General features: G+C 66.6%; 15 protein-coding genes. 10 read left to right on the forward strand and 5 right to left on the reverse strand.

Annotated features, from left to right (window positions below; translation table 11 throughout):
- Nucleotides 1-7 precede the first annotated feature (7 nt).
- A complete protein-coding gene (locus QXH22_RS29940; protein ID WP_306277817.1) occupies nt 8-1,477 on the reverse strand; it encodes an aldehyde dehydrogenase in 1,470 nt (489 codons plus the stop codon).
- Between the two features lie 218 nt (nt 1,478-1,695).
- Here QXH22_RS29940 and QXH22_RS29945 point away from each other — a divergent pair, with 218 nt between their 5' ends.
- From QXH22_RS29945 to QXH22_RS29985, 9 genes are all read left to right on the forward strand, one after another.
- Entirely contained in the window at nt 1,696-2,322 is a 627-nt protein-coding gene (locus tag QXH22_RS29945; protein WP_306277818.1) for a TetR/AcrR family transcriptional regulator, read from the forward strand.
- Complete coding sequence (locus QXH22_RS29950; protein WP_306277819.1) at nt 2,319-3,539, forward strand: cytochrome P450; 1,221 nt, start codon at nt 2,319-2,321, stop codon at nt 3,537-3,539. Before QXH22_RS29945 ends, QXH22_RS29950 begins: the two co-directional genes overlap by 4 nt.
- Nucleotides 3,539-4,363 carry an SDR family oxidoreductase gene (locus tag QXH22_RS29955; RefSeq protein ID WP_306277820.1) on the forward strand — a complete coding sequence of 275 codons (825 nt, stop codon included), beginning with the start codon at nt 3,539-3,541 and terminating at the stop codon, nt 4,361-4,363. Before QXH22_RS29950 ends, QXH22_RS29955 begins: the two co-directional genes overlap by 1 nt.
- A complete protein-coding gene (locus tag QXH22_RS29960) occupies nt 4,360-5,718 on the forward strand; it encodes a cytochrome P450 (protein WP_306277821.1) in 1,359 nt (452 codons plus the stop codon). The genes QXH22_RS29955 and QXH22_RS29960 overlap by 4 nt, the downstream gene beginning before the upstream one ends.
- A 5-nt stretch (nt 5,719-5,723) precedes the next feature.
- Nucleotides 5,724-5,930 carry a ferredoxin gene (locus tag QXH22_RS29965; RefSeq protein ID WP_306247566.1) on the forward strand — a complete coding sequence of 69 codons (207 nt, stop codon included), beginning with the start codon at nt 5,724-5,726 and terminating at the stop codon, nt 5,928-5,930.
- A complete protein-coding gene (locus QXH22_RS29970) occupies nt 5,930-6,475 on the forward strand; it encodes a nuclear transport factor 2 family protein (protein WP_306277822.1) in 546 nt (181 codons plus the stop codon). The genes QXH22_RS29965 and QXH22_RS29970 overlap by 1 nt, the downstream gene beginning before the upstream one ends.
- Nucleotides 6,476-6,632: 157 nt before the next feature.
- Nucleotides 6,633-7,760, forward strand: a complete 1,128-nt coding sequence (locus QXH22_RS29975; RefSeq protein WP_306247563.1) for an NDMA-dependent alcohol dehydrogenase — start codon at nt 6,633-6,635, stop codon at nt 7,758-7,760.
- A 12-nt stretch (nt 7,761-7,772) separates the two neighbouring features.
- A complete protein-coding gene (locus QXH22_RS29980; protein ID WP_306277823.1) occupies nt 7,773-9,764 on the forward strand; it encodes an FAD-dependent oxidoreductase in 1,992 nt (663 codons plus the stop codon).
- 15 nt (nt 9,765-9,779) lie between these two features.
- Entirely contained in the window at nt 9,780-10,196 is a 417-nt protein-coding gene (locus QXH22_RS29985) for a ketosteroid isomerase family protein (RefSeq protein ID WP_306247559.1), read from the forward strand.
- Nucleotides 10,197-10,209: 13 nt separating this feature from the next.
- On the opposite strand, the gene QXH22_RS29990 is transcribed toward QXH22_RS29985, so the two are convergent.
- Together QXH22_RS29990 and QXH22_RS29995 are read right to left on the reverse strand one after the other, a co-directional pair.
- Nucleotides 10,210-11,652, reverse strand: coding sequence for a hypothetical protein (locus QXH22_RS29990; RefSeq protein ID WP_306247557.1), 1,443 nt, complete (start codon nt 11,650-11,652; stop codon nt 10,210-10,212).
- Nucleotides 11,653-11,753: 101 nt separating this feature from the next.
- Nucleotides 11,754-12,665 (reverse strand): C1 family peptidase, encoded by a 912-nt coding sequence (locus QXH22_RS29995; RefSeq protein WP_306277824.1) that lies wholly within the window; start codon nt 12,663-12,665, stop codon nt 11,754-11,756.
- A gap of 41 nt (nt 12,666-12,706) precedes the next feature.
- Here QXH22_RS29995 and QXH22_RS30000 point away from each other — a divergent pair, with 41 nt between their 5' ends.
- Complete coding sequence (locus QXH22_RS30000) at nt 12,707-13,117, forward strand: HIT family protein (protein WP_306277825.1); 411 nt, start codon at nt 12,707-12,709, stop codon at nt 13,115-13,117.
- A 68-nt stretch (nt 13,118-13,185) separates the two neighbouring features.
- Here QXH22_RS30000 and QXH22_RS30005 read toward each other — a convergent pair whose 3' ends face one another.
- Together QXH22_RS30005 and phoP are read right to left on the reverse strand one after the other, a co-directional pair.
- Nucleotides 13,186-14,619, reverse strand: coding sequence for a HAMP domain-containing sensor histidine kinase (locus QXH22_RS30005; protein ID WP_306277826.1), 1,434 nt, complete (start codon nt 14,617-14,619; stop codon nt 13,186-13,188).
- A gap of 1 nt (nt 14,620) precedes the next feature.
- Nucleotides 14,621-15,349, reverse strand: coding sequence for a two-component system response regulator PhoP (gene phoP / locus QXH22_RS30010; protein ID WP_306247547.1), 729 nt, complete (start codon nt 15,347-15,349; stop codon nt 14,621-14,623).
- Nucleotides 15,350-15,393: the final 44 nt, after the last annotated feature.

Genomic DNA, 15,393 nt, shown 5'->3' on the forward strand with positions numbered 1-15,393 from the left:
CGCTCCTCTAATTCACTGCCGTTGCAATGGTTTTGATTTCCAGGTACTCCTCGAACCCGGCCACGCCCATCTCACGGCCGTTGCCCGACTGCTTGTATCCGCCGAACGGCGCGTCCGCGGAGTACCAGACGCCGCCGTTGACGTTGACGGTGCCCACTCGCATCCGCGAGGCGAACCGGGCGGCCCGGTCCGGGTCCGCGCTGAAAACTGTGCCGGACAAGCCATATGGCGAGTCGTTGGCGATCCGCAGCGCGTCGTCGTCACCGTCATGGGCGATCACCGTCAGCACCGGCCCGAAAATCTCCTCCCGCGCCACCCGGGCATCGTTGCCCAGACCGGCGATCACGGTGGGTTCGATGAAATAGCCGACGTCGCGGCCCGCCGGCCGACCGCCCCCGCAGGCGAAGGTGCCGCCCTCGGCGACCGCGGAATCCAGATAACTCTGCACGCGGTCGCGCTGACGCGCCGAAATAACCGGGCCGCAAACGGTTCCGGGATCGTTGGGATCACCCGGCTTGATCCCGGACATGGTCCCCGCCGCCGCCGCGACGGCGTCGTCGTAGTGCGCCCGCGGCACCACCAACCGGGTGGTGATCGCACAGCCCTGTCCGGCATGCATCGAGGCGGTGAACGCCGCCATCGCACACGCACCGGCCAGATCGGCGTCATCGAGCACCACGAACGCCGACTTTCCGCCCAACTCCAGGAATACCTTCTTGATGGTCGCGGCCGCATCGCTCATCACACTGCGGCCGGTTGCGGTCGATCCGGTGAACGAAATCATGTCCACCCGAGGGTCTTTGGCGAGCAGTGCGCCCACACTGTGGTCGCTGGAGGTGACGATGTTGACCACACCTGGCGGAAAGTCGGTGTGCTCGGCGATGAGTTCCCCGAGTACCGCCGCGCACCAGGGTGTGTCAGGCGCCGGCTTCAGCACGACGGTGTTGCCTGCCGCCAGCGCCGGGCCCAGCTTGGCGAGATTGATCTGGTGCGGAAAGTTCCACGGGGTGACGGCGCCGACGACACCGACCGGCTCGCGAGCGATGGTGCGCCGGGTCGGAATCCCCATCGGCGCCGCCTGCCCCAGATCCTGGTGCCAGACATAACTTTCGGCCGTGTCCGCTGCGAACGCCAAGTCGTTGACCGGACCCTCCAGCTGGGCCATCGAGGTCAGCATCCGCGGCGCACCGACTTCGGCGATCGTCAGTTCGCGCAGTTCCTCGGTGTGCTTCTGCATCGCTTCCCGCAACTGCCGCACGCAGCGCACCCGCAGGTCGGCGTCGCGCGACCAGTCGGTGTCGTCGAAGGCCCGTCGCGCCGCCTCGATCGCACGGCCCATGTCCTGCGCGTCGGCATCCGCGGCAACGCCCAGCACCTCCTCGGTGGCCGGATTCGCCGTCGGGAAGGTGCCCGCCGCGCCTTCGGAGAACTTGCCGTCGATGAACAGTGCACTCACGCCGTCGGCCAACAGGGCCATCTACCACTCCCACCACACGCGCTCAGCTATCCAAAGCCGAGGACTGATCTGAATGGACAACTGTCCGATATCGTTCTTCCGAACCATAACGCCGGAGACTGGGCGGGAGCAAGGGCCGATCCCGCACGCGGCCCTGAGTATTCGCTTATTGCGTCATTGACGTGTGCGTTTAGTTTGCGCACTTGATTCACGGCGGAGCTATCCTCTAGTTTGGACATGTGTCCAGCGATGCCGCGGTTTCGGTAACCGACCAGGCTCAGCAGCCGGGCGGGCGAACCCCGCGCAACCGCCGCCAGGAGGAGACCTTCCGCAAGGTGCTGGCCGCCGGCATGGAGACCATGCGCGAGAGCACCTACGCGGATCTGACCGTCCGCATGGTGGCGGCCAAGGCGAAGGTGGCGCCGGCTACCGCCTACACGTACTTCTCCTCCAAGAACCACCTGATCGCGGAGGTCTACCTCGATCTGGTGCGCCGGGTGCCCTACTTCACCGACGTCAACGTCGCCATGCACACCCGGGTGGATCAGGCGCTGCGGCATCTGGCACTGGTCGTCGCGGACGAACCCGAAGTGGGCGCGGCGTGCACGGCGGCGCTGATGGGCGGCGGTACCGATCCCGCGGTGCGCGCCGTGCGTGACCGGATCGGTGCGGAGATCCACCGCCGCATCGCCTCGGCCATCGGGCCGGGGGCCGACGCCGGCACCGTCGCCGCTCTGCAAATGGCCTTCTACGGAGCCCTGGTCCAAGCCGGCAGCGGCGAGTTCACCTACCACGACATTGCCGACCGGCTGGCCGACGTGGTGAGCCTCATTCTGACCGGAGCCGAAAAGGGCGGTGACGCATGACGATTTATGTCGGGGATCCGGAATTGATCTTGGACCCCTACGATTACGACTTCCACGAGGACCCGTACCCGTACTACCGGCGATTGCGCGACGAAGCCCCGCTCTATCACAACGAGGCGCTCGGCTTCTGGGCGGTGTCGCGGCACAGCGATGTGCATCAGGGATTTCGCAACAGCACCACACTCTCGAACCGCGACGGCGTGTCCCTGGACCCGGTCTCCCGGGGCCCGCACGCGTCGAAGACGATGTCGTTCCTGGCCATGGACGACCCGGCGCATCTCCGGCTGCGGACCCTGGTGTCGAAAGGGTTCACCCCCCGCCGGATTCGCGAACTCGAGCCGCGGGTCACCGAACTCGCCGTGCAGCACCTCGACGTCATGCTGGACAAGGCCGCAACCGGCGGCACCGTGGACTACGTCGCCGAGTTCGCGGGCAAGCTCCCCATGGACGTGATCTCGGAACTGATGGGTGTGCCGGTAGCCGACCGCGATGGCATCCGAGCCTGGGCCGACGGCGTCATGCACCGTGAGGACGGTGTGACCGACGTGCCGGCGTCCGCGATCGAAGCCTCGATCAACCTGATCGTCTACTACCAGGGCATGATCGCCGAACGCCGCAAGAACCTGACCGACGACCTCACCTCGGCCCTGCTCGAGGCCGAGATCGACGGCGACCGGCTCACCGACGAGGAAGTCCTCGGGTTCATGTTCCTGATGGTGATCGCCGGGAATGAGACCACCACCAAACTTCTCGCCAATGCCGCATTCTGGGGACACAAGAATCCCGATCAGCTGACCCCGCTCTACGCCGATTCCTCGCAGATCCCGCTGTGGGTCGAGGAGACACTGCGATACGACACGTCCAGCCAGATCCTGGCGCGCACCGTCTCCGGTCCGCTTGAGCTGTACGGCACCACGATTCCCGAAGGCGACGTGCTGTTGCTGCTGCCCGGTTCGGCGCATCGCGACGAGCGGGTGTTCGACCACCCCGATGATTTTCTGATCGGCCGTGACATCGGCTCCAAGCTCTTGAGTTTCGGCAGTGGCGCGCACTTCTGCCTCGGGGCCCACCTGGCCCGGATGGAGGCGCGGGTGGCACTGACCGAGTTGTTCAAGCGAATCCGCGGATATGAGGTGGACGAGGCCAACGCCGTCCGCGTCCACTCCAGCAACGTCCGCGGGTTCGCTCACCTACCCGTTACCGTGGAGGTTCGCTGATGCCCCGCTTTGAGCCGCATCCCGCTCGCCGGCCCGCCATCGTCGCCGGCGCGTCATCGGGCATCGGCGCCGCGACCGCGGTTGAGCTTGCGGCTCATGGATTTCCGGTGGCGTTGGGGGCGCGACGGGTGGAGAAGTGCCAGGAGCTCGTCGACAAGATCCGCGCCGACGGTGGTGAGGCGGTGGCACTCCCGCTCGATGTCACCGACCCGGAGTCGGTCAAAGACTTTGTGCGCCAGGCCACCGAACAGCTCGGTGACATCGAGGTGCTGGTCGCCGGCGCGGGCGACACCTACTTCGGCAAGCTGCACGAGATCGACAGCGAGGCGTTCGAGCAGCAGCTGCAGATTCATCTGATCGGCGCGAACCGACTTGCCACCGTGGTACTTCCGGGCATGGTGCAGCGGCAGCGCGGCGACCTGATCTTCGTGGGTTCCGACGTCGCGTTGCGGCAGCGGCCACACATGGGCGCCTACGGGGCGGCGAAGGCCGGGCTGATCGCGATGGTCACCAACCTGCAGATGGAGCTGGAGGGCACCGGTGTGCGGGCCTCGATCGTCCACCCCGGGCCGACCAAGACCGGGATGGGCTGGAGCCTGCCGGCCGAACTCATCGGCCCGGCACTGGAGGACTGGGCCAAATGGGGCCAGGCCCGCCACGACTACTTCCTCCGGGCATCCGATCTGGCCCGGGCGATCACCTTCGTCGCCGAGACCCCGCGTGGCGGGTTCATCGTCAACATGGAGCTTCAGCCCGAAGCGCCGTTGACCACCACCAAAGACCGCCAGCAATTGAAAGTCGATGAGAAAGCCCTGAATTCATGACCAGCACGACGATGGTGCCGCGGGTGTCCGGCGGCGAAGAAGAACACGGCCATCTCGAGGAGTTCCGCACCGACCCGATCGGACTGATGCAGCGGGTACGGGACGAATGCGGTGACGTCGGCTGGTTCCAGCTGGCCGGCAAGCACGTCACCCTGCTCACCGGTGCGGGCGCCAACGAGTTCTTCTTCCGCTCCGCCGACGAAGATCTGGACCAGGCCGAGGCCTACCCGTTCATGACGCCGATTTTCGGCAAGGGCGTGGTGTTCGACGCCAGCCCCGAGCGGCGCAAAGAGATGCTGCACAACTCGGCGCTGCGCGGCGAGCACATGAAGGGCCATGCCGTCACCATCGAGGGCGAAGTGCGAAAGATGGTGGCCGACTGGGGCGACGAAGGTGAGATCGACCTGCTCGACTTCTTCGCCGAACTGACCATCTACACCTCGACCGCGTGCCTGATCGGGCTGAAGTTCCGCAACCAGTTGGACTCCCGGTTCGCGCACTTCTATCACCAGCTGGAGCGGGGCACCGACCCGCTGTGTTACGTCGACCCCTACCTGCCCATCGAGAGCTTCCGCGTCCGCGACGAAGCTCGCGTCGGCCTGGTCGCGCTGGTCCAGGAGATCATGGATCAGCGAATCGCCAACCCGCCCAAGGACAAGACCGACCGCGACATGCTTGACGTGCTGGTGTCGATCAAGGACGAGGACGGCAACCCGCGTTTCTCCGCCGACGAGGTCACCGGCATGTTCATCTCGCTGATGTTCGCCGGCCATCACACCAGTTCGGGCACCTCGGCGTGGACGCTGATCGAGCTGATGCGCCATCCCGAGGCCTACGCGGATGTCGTCAAGGAACTCGACGAGCTCTACGCCGACGGCCAGGAGGTGAGTTTCCACGCGCTGCGGCAGATTCCGAAGCTGGAGAACGTCCTCAAGGAGACGCTGCGGTTGCACCCGCCGTTGATCATCCTGATGCGGGTGGCCCAGGGCGAGTTCGAGGTGGAGGGATACCCGATTCACAAGGGCGACTTCGTCGCCGCGTCTCCGGCTATCTCCAACCGGATCCCGGAGGACTTTCCCGATCCCGATTCATTCGACCCGGACCGCTACGAAAAGCCAAGGCAGGAAGACCTGGTCAACCGCTGGACCTGGATTCCGTTCGGCGCCGGCCGGCACCGCTGCGTCGGCGCCGCGTTCGCCCAGATGCAGATCAAGGCGATTTTCTCGGTTCTGTTGCGCGAGTACGAGTTCGAGATGGCGCAGCCGGCCAACAGCTACCACAACGACCATTCCAAGATGGTGGTGCAGCTGGCCCGGCCGGCCAAGGTCCGCTACCGCAAGCGCGCCCAGGGATAACCGCCATGGGATTTCGAATCGAGGCGGATCTGGACCTGTGCCAGGGGCATGCGATGTGTGAGCTGGAGGCTCCGGACTATTTCCGGGTGCCCAAGCGCGGCAAGGTCGAGATCATCGACGCCGAGCCGCCAGAGGAAGCCCGCGACGAGGTCGAGCGGGCCGTCGAGTCGTGTCCTACCCAAGCCCTGTTCATCAAAGAGAAGGAAAGCTGATGGCGTCACATCCCCGCGAGGTGCTGGAAGACTGGGTCGAACGCTGGCTCGAGGTGAACCGGGAGGCCGAGCGGAACGGCGACTGGAAGCCGCTGGCCGACTTCTACGCCGATGACGCGACCTACGGCTGGAACATCGGCCCCAAAGAGGACGTGATGTGCGTCGGCATCGACGAGATCCGCGACATCGCCCTGGGGCTGGAGATGGAGGGGCTGGAGAACTGGCAGTACCCGTACCAGAAGGTCCTCATCGACGACAAGCAGGGCGAGATCGTCGGGTTCTGGAAGCAGGTCGCCATCGACTCCGACGGCGGCCGCTCCGAGATCTACGGCATCGGCGGCAGCTGGTTCCGGCTGAACGCCGACGCCAAGATCGAGTGGCAGCGCGACTTCTTCGACTTCGGCCACGTCCAGGCGCTCTACCTGGACCTGATGAAGGCGGGGAAGCTGTCGTCCGGGATGCAGAAGCGGATCGAGCGCAGTCTGGCCGGGGAGAAACTGCCTGGTTACTACCCGCTGGGTGAGGCGCCCGCGCCCATCTGGTGAGGCGAGCCAGCGGTCGCGCACACCCAACCAAGCATTTGGTTTGTTAAACGCGCTATGCTGTCACCTCAGGAGTGCCCTGTGGCACTCATCACCACCGTGCCGGGCATGATGGGGCCAGGCACTCTCAATTCAAAGGCGAAATGGGGTCAGGTCCACCGTGAAGACAAAAGGCGCACTGATCTGGGAATTCAACCAGCCGTGGTCCATCGAGGAAATCGAAATTGGCGACCCTGCCAAGGACGAGGTCAAGATTCAGATGGAAGCGGCCGGCATGTGCCACTCGGACCACCATCTGGTGACCGGCGGCATCCCGATGGCGGGCTTTCCCGTGCTCGGCGGCCACGAGGGCGCCGGCATCGTCACCGAGGTGGGCCCCGGCGTGGAGGACATCGCCCCGGGTGACCACGTGGTGCTGTCCTTCATCCCGTCCTGTGGGCAGTGCCCGACCTGTCAGGCCGGCATGCGCAACCTGTGCGACCTGGGCGCCGGGCTGCTCGCCGGCGCCGCCGTCAGCGACGGCACCTTCCGCATCCAGGCTCGCGGCCAGAACGTGTTCCCGATGACCTTGCTCGGGACCTTCTCGCCGTACATGGTCGTGCACCGCAGCTCGGTGGTGAAGATCGACCCGTCCGTGCCGTTCGAGGTGGCTGCACTGGTCGGCTGCGGCGTCACCACCGGCTACGGCTCGGCCGTCCGCACCGCTGACATCCGCCCGGGCCAGGACGTCGCGATCGTCGGCGTCGGCGGCGTCGGCATGGCGGCCCTGCAGGGCGCGGTCGCCGCCGGGGCCCGCTACATCTTCGCGATCGACCCGGTGGAGTGGAAGCGCGACCAGGCGCTGAAGTTCGGCGCCACCCACGTCTACCCGGACATCAACGCCGCGCTGATGGGCATCATGGAGGTCACCTACGGGCTGATGGCCCACAAGGTGGTCGTCACCGTCGGTGAGCTGCACGGCGCCGACATCGACAACTACCTCAACATCACCCAGAAGGGCGGCACCTGCGTCCTGACCGCCATCGGCAGCCTGCTCGACACCAACGTCAACCTCAATCTCGCGATGCTGACGCTGATGCAGAAGAACCTGCAGGGCACCATCTTCGGCGGCGGCAACCCGCAGTACGACATCCCACAGCTGCTCGCGATGTATAAGGCCGGCAAGCTGAACCTGGACGACATGGTCACCACCCAGTACCGCCTCGAGCAGATCAACGAGGGTTACCAGGACATGCTGGAAGGCAAGAACATTCGCGGCGTCATCCGCTACACGGACGCTGATCGGTAACCCTGGTCCTGAGTGACCGGCTTTCCGCACCTGTTGGCGCCGGGGCGAATCGGCGCCATGGCGGTGCGCAACCGGATCGTCATGTCTCCGATGGAGACGATGTACGGCACCCCGGACGGATTGCCGTCCCAGCGCACCCGTGACTACTTCGCCGCCCGTGCCAACGGCGGCGTCGGCCTGATCACGCTGGGCGCTACCGGAGTTGACGCGCAGCATCCCGAGACTCCGGGCGGACTGCACCTGGGCACCGACGCCGCGGTGGCGGCGCACCGGGCGCTCGTCGACGACGTGCACGAACACGGCGCCAAGATCCAGCCGCAAATCGTGCACGCCGGGCCCGACGGGCTGGGGCCGGAGATGTTCGGGGCGACGTCGCTGGGGCCGTCGGTGATCCCGTCCTACCTGACCGGCCGTCCGTCGGTGGAGATCAGCAACGCCCAGCTGACCGAGGTGCTCGACCTGTTCAAAGCCGCCGCGCGCCGGGCCGTCGAGGCGGGCTACGACGGAATCGAACTGCACACCGCGCACGGGTATATGTTGCTGGGTTCCTTCCTTGCGCCCCAACGCAATCGGCGCACCGACTCCTACAGCGGCCACACCGCACACGGCAGACTGCGCGTAGTGCTGGACGCGCTGGCGGCCATCCGCTCCGAAATCGGCGACGCGCTGCCGATCACCTTGCGCATCTCCGGATACGAGCGCGTCGCCGGCGGGCGGCCCATCTACGAAACCGCGCGGATGGCCCCCGAACTCGTCGCCGCCGGAGTCGATGCGTTCCATGTCAGCGGCGGCGTGATCGACCGACTGGTCACCGGGATGGTCAACGGCGCCGACGACGGTGACGAGGTGAACGTCGGCGCGGCCAGCGCGGTTAAGCAGGTGGTCGACGTGCCGGTGATCGCCGTCGGCCGCATCCACGACCCCGTCCGGGCCGAACGGATCCTCGCCGACGGCCGCGCCGACTTCATCGCCATGGGCCGTCCGTTGCTCGCCGATCCCGACCTGCCGCGCAAGCTTGCCGCTGGACAGGCGAGCCGGGTGCGCAGGTGCATCTCCTGTGAAAACTGCATCGACGCAATGGAACAGCGCTTCTCGGTCGAATGCGCCGTCAATCCCCGCACGGGCCGGGAACGCGCACTGGCAGCGCCCCTCGTTGCCCGCGCCAAACGGGTGGCGGTGATCGGTGGCGGGCCGGCGGGGCTGGAGGCGGCGCGGGTCGCCTCCGAACGCGGGCACCGTGTCACACTTTTCGAGCGGGGCCGGCAATTGGGCGGCGCACTGCGCTGGGCGAGCATGCTGCATTCCGAGAATCGGCCCTTCTTACGGTATCTGCGGCAGGAGATCGATCGCAGCACGACGGAAGTGCATCTCGGACATGTCGTTTCGGCCCAAGACGTACTGGCTGCGGCGCCGGATGCCGTAGTGGTGGCCACCGGGGGCCGGGTCGCGGTGCCGGCGATACCGGGCGCCCACCTGCCGCACGTGCACACCGGACCCGGTCTGCGGAAGATGCTGGACGGCAGGCGGTTTGTGCGCCCGGGCGCGGTGCGGATGGCCAGCCGCGCCTGGATGCCGTTCGGCCGCCGGGTTACCGTTATCGGCGGCGATCTGGTGGCGCTGGAACTGGCCGAATTCCTCGCGGCGCGTGGCCGACTCGTCTCGATCCTCGAGGGCGGCAAGGACATCGCCCCCGAGGTCGGAAACAAGCGCAAGACCGAACACACCGACCGACTGGACCGGCTGGGCGTCACCGTGCACGTCCGCGCCGAGGTCGAGCGGATCACCTCCGGCGCGGTGGTGTTCACCCCGGCCGGTGGCGTCCGCCGCGAACTGGCCGCCGACAGCGTCGTCATCGCGGGCACCGTCGAGCCCGATACAGGCCTGTTCGACACCCTGGTCGACGCGCTGCCCGGCACTCCGATTCACGCCGCCGGCGACTGCACCGGCTTGGGCCTGATCCGCAAAGCCACCGAAGACGGCGCCCGCGCCGCGTGTGCAATCTAGAGAAGGAGAACCGCAATGACTCAGACCGCCCAATCCCCGGCACTGACCGCGTCGCAATCATCGTGGCGCTGCGTGCAAGCCCATGACCGCGAAGGATGGCTGGCGCTGATGGCCGACGACGTGGTCGTCGAGGACCCGATCGGCAAGTCCGTCACCAACCCCGACGGCACCGGCGTGAAAGGCAAGGAAGGGGTGGCCACCTTCTACGACACCAACATCGCCGCCAACCAGCTGACGATCACCTGCGAAGAGACCTTCCCGTCCAGCTCACCCAACGAGGTCGCCCATATCCTGGTGCTGCACAGCAGGTTCGAGGGTGGGTTCACCAGCGAGGTTCGCGGCGTGTTCACCTATCGCGTCAACGACGAGGGACTGATCAACAGCATGCGCGGGTACTGGAACCTGGAGATGATGAAGTTCGGGCAGGAGTAACCCCGGCCGCGCGCTAGCCGATGCGACCGATTCCGGTGATGTTGCCCTGCATGATCTTTCCACCCATCAGCACCATGCACGCCGTCTGAATCGGGTCGGTGAGCAGGGTGGCCGATTTGGGTTGCTGGTGCATCAACCGGCCGGTGGTCGGGTCGATCACCGAATAGGCGAAGACGTCCACCGGGGTGGTCTGGTCGAGCCCGATGCGGGTGATGGTGTAGATCAGTCCGTCGCCGGTGGACAGGTGCGGCAGCGCGGCGCTGCGAACCTTGCTCTCCCACACCGTATGACAGCCTGGGCCCGGACTGTCCATGTCCACGCGGGTCATCCCGCCGACGAACGGCGCCGTCGGCGGCACCGCCGGACCCGCTCCCGGCGGCACCGCCGGATAGGGATAGCCGTACGTGCTGGCGATGAACATCGAGTTGCCCGCCCCGATGGGCGAGTTCTCACTGCCCGGTCCGCCCTGCGTCAGCACGGTCTGCTGGCAGAGCACGTTGCCGGTGCCTGACTGGTAGACCATCGCGTGCACCTGCGGCTCGGCGTTGTCGACTATCGTCACGTAGTCGGCGCCGGTAGGTCCGAAATATGTTGGCGTGGAACCGGTTCCCCAGCTCAACTGCCCCGGCTTGCGGGCCGGGCCGCGGTCGTAGTTCTGACTCCACATGACCTGCGGGTTACCGCCGCCGTTGAGGTTGATCTCGTAGATCGCGAACGTCGTGGCGACCGCGATGCGGTTCAGGGGCGACGCCGAGATGCTGTTGGCCACTTGCTGCCCGGCAGGGAGCTGCAAACTCGCAACGCCCCCAGCGGCTTTCGCGACCCCGACCACTCCGCCCGCGGTAGCGAACCAGACGTTGCCCTGATAGTCCGGGACCACACCGACCGAGCTGTCGCCCGGGGGTATGACGCTGGAGAGGTCTGTCGACTGGGTGACTACCAACTGCCAGCGGCCCCGCTCGTTCTTCACATGCGCGATGCGCAGCAGGTGGTTGACGCCGTCGATCAGCACCATCTGGTTGTTGTTGTCCAGATAAGCGTAGACGCCGCCGAGCAGGCCGCCTTTGGTGATGTCCAGGCTGGCCAACGGGATGATTTGCGGGAGAATCCCGTTGGGATCAATGAGGTGCAGCACTGGGGCTTGTTGGGTGATGGTTGTGCACAGTGCCAGCACCAGGCCGTCAGTGCCCTGGGTGATGGTCGGACAGGCGGCCAGCAGCGGGAAAGCGAAGACGGGAACCAGGCGTGCGCCGGGGCCGGGGAGCGGTCCGGCGTCGGCCGATCCGGCGTCGTTGTGCATCGACGCCAGGCCGTTGGGCGCCATGTACGGGTTGGGCGGCCCGAGCGGACCGTACGCGTCGGCGGCCCGGGCCGGGGTGAGTGCGGGAACGAGCGACACCGCGCATGCGGTGAGCACTGCCACCGGAATCGCCAGCAGCGCTTTGGGAAAACGCACCAGGGTCGCCTCCCGTGAATTGGGTCATGTGGGATTCTGACGATCGTTGAGAACGACACGGCAACGGTGCGTTAACGATTCGGCCGCACCGGCTCGCGGCCCTACGCCGGGTCCGGTACGTACACCCCGGTCCCCTGGGCCGTCTTCGCCAGGGTCTCATAGGACATCCACATGAATCCCCGGTCGCCCCAGCGCTTTCCGAAGCTGTTCTGAATCCGCACCGCGCCGGTGTTGTCGTCGTAGCCGGTGATGACCATGACGTGCCCGGCCTTGCGGCCAGAGGCGTTGATCATCCACTGACCGTTGCCGACGTACGGCGACGGGGTGCCGCGATAGTGCGGGAAGTCGCTGTAGAGATTGATGCCGAAGGCGACGGGGTTGCCGCCGGCGATGACGCTCTTCAGGTTGTTCACGCCGTCTGCGCCGGTGATTCTGATCAGTTTGTGCCCGGGGATACCGAATAGCGGGTCCGGGGCGATGGTGCGCGGACCATAGTCGGCCCAGTTGGCTTCACACGATGAGGTGGATTTGCGCCGGCCGATGTTGGGTGCTGCCGCCAGCGACGGCGTGCCGCCGTTGGCCTGTAACCAGTTCAGGCACTTGACCATTTGGCCGCCTTTACAAGTGTTTTCGGTGAGCTTGTTGGCCAGCTGGTACCGGATGTAGGCGTAGTCGGGCCCGGCCCGGCGCGCCGGGGTGCTGGGCGGGGTGTTGGTTGTGCGGGCGGCATGGAAGGTGGCCAGGCCGTACACGGTGGCCCACACAAAACAATTCGGCATGGTCTGCCGGCCCACCGGCGGCAACCAGTCCGTGTTCACCGACGACTTGGCCGGAAGGGCACCGGCAGGCTTGGGCCCCTCGGGGGTTCCGAGCTCAGTGACGTCGGAGTCGTAGCCGTAGGAGGTCAGCTCGTAGGGCTCGTCGTCATCAGACCCGCAGGCCGGCAGCGCGGCGCTCAGCGCGCCGGCGCCGGCGAGCGCCAGCAGGGTGCGTCGCGCGATCCGTACCTGCACGCGGATGACCCTATTGCCCATGGCGCACATATGCTGACGTAATGGCGTCGATCTTCACCAAGATCATCAACCGTGAAATCCCCGGCCGCTTCGTTTACGAGGACGACGACGTCGTCGCGTTTCTGACGATCGAGCCGATGACGCAGGGGCACACTCTGGTGGTGCCGCGCGCGGAGATCGATCAGTGGCAGAACGTGGACCCGCCGGTTTTCGCCCGCGTCATGGAGGTGAGCCAGCTGATCGGCAAGGCCGTGACGAAAGCCTTCGCGGCGGACCGCGCGGGTGTGATCATCGCCGGACTGGAGGTGCCGCACTTGCACGTCCACGTTTTCCCCGCGCGCAACCTCAGCGACTTCGGCTTCGCTCACGTCGACCGCAGTCCGTCGCCGGCGTCGCTGGACGAGGCACAGGCCAAGATCAAGGCGGCATTGGCCGAGTTGTCTTCGCGCTGAGCCTGCGTCCACGGCGCGGTGGCGCGGCGTGTCGTCTCCCTCAGCGCAGGCTCAACGCAGCAGCCCTGCTAGCCAACCGGCGCGGGCACATCGCTGACCCGGGGCAGCGCCACGCGGAAGCAGCACCCCTCCCCCGGTGCCGTCGTCACGCTCACAGTGCCGCCGTGCGCCTTCACCAACGAGTCGACGATCGACAGCCCCAGTCCGGTGCCGCCGCTGGCCCGGGCCCGCGACGAATCGGTGCGGTAGAAGCGTTCGAAGATCCGGTCCGCGTCCTCCTGGGCCATGCCGGGTCCCTTGTCGGCAATCTCGAGCACCGCGTCGCCGCCGGCGGTGCCGACCCGGATGGTGACGTCAGCGGTCACCGGCGTGTGCTGGATCGCGTTCGCGATGAGGTTGCTCAGCACCTGGCGAAGTCGCGGCTCGTCGCCCAGCACCTCCGGGGTACCGGGGCCGTCGAATACCTCCATGGTGATGGTGCGCTTGGGGTCGATGGCGCGCCCGTCGTGCACGGCGTCGCTGGCCAGCGCCAACAGGTCCACCCGGTGGTGTTCCAGCGGCCGCTGCACATCCAGGCGTGCCAGCAGCAGCAGATCGTCGACCAGCAATCCCATCCGGCTGGCCTCGCTCTCGATCCGGGAGAGCAGCATCGCGACATCACGTGCGGCGCCCTGGCGGTACAACTCGGCGAACCCGCGGATGGTGGTCAACGGGGTACGCAGTTCGTGGCTGGCGTCGGTGATGAACCGCCGCATCCGTTCCTCGGAATCGCGAGCGGTTTCCGCCGACGCTTCCGAGGCCGCGACGGCCTGCTGGATCTGCGACAGCATTCCGTTGAGCGCCAGGGACAGACGGCCCACTTCGGTGCGCGGGTCACGCTCGGTGACGCGCCGGTCGAGCTGTCCCCCGGCGATCGCCGCGGCCGTCTGCTCGACTTCGGTGAGCGGCCGCAGACTGCGATGCACCACTACGAAGCTGGCAATGCCGACCACCACCAGCACAGCCGTGCCGATGCCCGCCTGCAACCACACCAGCGAGCGGACCGTGTGGTCGACGTCGGACAGGTCGATGGCCACCGTCGTGATCCCGCCCTGCGGCCCGCGCACCGTCACCGCGCGCCACTGGATGTCGGAGTCGCTGACGGAGGGCAGCGTCGTCGGGTTCGGGCCCACGTCATTGTTGGCGGGCAGCGCGGGCTCGGCGTTGCGGTCGTTGATCGCGGTCATGGGGTGGCCATCAGGGCTGATCGCCCGTACGTAGAACTTCGACGGCGGCCGGGCCGGGTCGAAACCCTGCCCGTTGGAGGTGGTGTGCTTCCACGGCGCCTGCGCCCAGGTGCGGGTGGCGTCCATCAGGGTCGAGTCGATGCGGCTGACCAGGCTGTGGCGCAGTATTGACGTCACCGCCACCCCCGAGGCCAGCAGCCCGCACAAAACCAGCACCAGGGTTGCTGCCACCAGACCTACCCGTAAGGGCACGCCGCGGCGGTACCGGCCGGTCATCTCAACGCGGTTCGCGCAGCACGTAGCCCACCCCACGCAGGGTATGCAGTAGCCGCTTCTCCCCCGTGTCGATCTTGCGGCGCAGATACGACACATAGGACTCCACCACGTTCACGTCGCCGCCGAAGTCGTAGCGCCAGACATGGTCGAGAATCTTCGGCTTGCTCAGCACGGTGCCGGCGTTGATGACGAAGTAACGCAGCAGCGTGAACTCGGTGGGCGACAGGGACACCGGCTGGCCGGCTTTCCAGACTTCGTGAGTCTCTTCGTCAAGTTCGATGTCGGCGAATGTGAGCCGGGCATTGCGAGGTTCGTTGCTGGTGCCCTTGCCGGCGCGCCGCAGGATGACCCGCAGGCGGGCCACCACCTCCTCGAGACTGAACGGCTTCGTCACGTAGTCGTCGCCACCGAGGGTCAGACCGGCGATCTTGTCCTGCAGCGAGTCACGGGCCGTCAAGAACAGCGCGGGGGCGTCGATGCCGTCGGCGCGCAGCCGCCGCAGCACTCCGAATCCATCCATTCCGGGCATCATCACGTCCAGAATCACCGCGTCGGGCTTGCCCTCGCGGGCCCGGTCCAGGGCTTGGGCGCCGTTGGTCGCGGTGATGACCTCGAATCCCTGAAATTTCAGGCTCACTGAGAGCAGTTCGACGATGTTGGCCTCGTCGTCGACGACGAGGATGCGAGCCTCCGGTTTCGTGTTCTCGCCGCCGGGGTGTCCCAATGTCACGTCAGTCTCCCAACCCGAACTTGAGTACTAGCTGCAAAGTCATT

It is taken from the genome of Mycobacterium sp. TY814 (assembly GCF_030755175.1).
In the GTDB taxonomy this organism is placed as follows: domain Bacteria; phylum Actinomycetota; class Actinomycetes; order Mycobacteriales; family Mycobacteriaceae; genus Mycobacterium.

Excerpts from the sequence above, each read along its gene's own strand:
- QXH22_RS29985 (WP_306247559.1), top strand. The coding sequence starts at position 9,780 with ATGACTCAGACCGCCCAATCCCCGGCACTGACCGCGTCGCAATCATCG.
- QXH22_RS30000 (WP_306277825.1), top strand. The coding sequence starts at position 12,707 with ATGGCGTCGATCTTCACCAAGATCATCAACCGTGAAATCCCCGGCCGC.
- QXH22_RS29965 (WP_306247566.1), top strand. The coding sequence starts at position 5,724 with ATGGGATTTCGAATCGAGGCGGATCTGGACCTGTGCCAGGGGCATGCG.
- QXH22_RS29955 (WP_306277820.1), top strand. The coding sequence starts at position 3,539 with ATGCCCCGCTTTGAGCCGCATCCCGCTCGCCGGCCCGCCATCGTCGCC.
- QXH22_RS29940 (WP_306277817.1), bottom strand. The coding sequence starts at position 1,477 with ATGGCCCTGTTGGCCGACGGCGTGAGTGCACTGTTCATCGACGGCAAG.
- QXH22_RS29970 (WP_306277822.1), top strand. The coding sequence starts at position 5,930 with ATGGCGTCACATCCCCGCGAGGTGCTGGAAGACTGGGTCGAACGCTGG.
- QXH22_RS29960 (WP_306277821.1), top strand. The coding sequence starts at position 4,360 with ATGACCAGCACGACGATGGTGCCGCGGGTGTCCGGCGGCGAAGAAGAA.
- QXH22_RS30005 (WP_306277826.1), bottom strand. The coding sequence starts at position 14,619 with ATGACCGGCCGGTACCGCCGCGGCGTGCCCTTACGGGTAGGTCTGGTG.
- QXH22_RS29950 (WP_306277819.1), top strand. The coding sequence starts at position 2,319 with ATGACGATTTATGTCGGGGATCCGGAATTGATCTTGGACCCCTACGAT.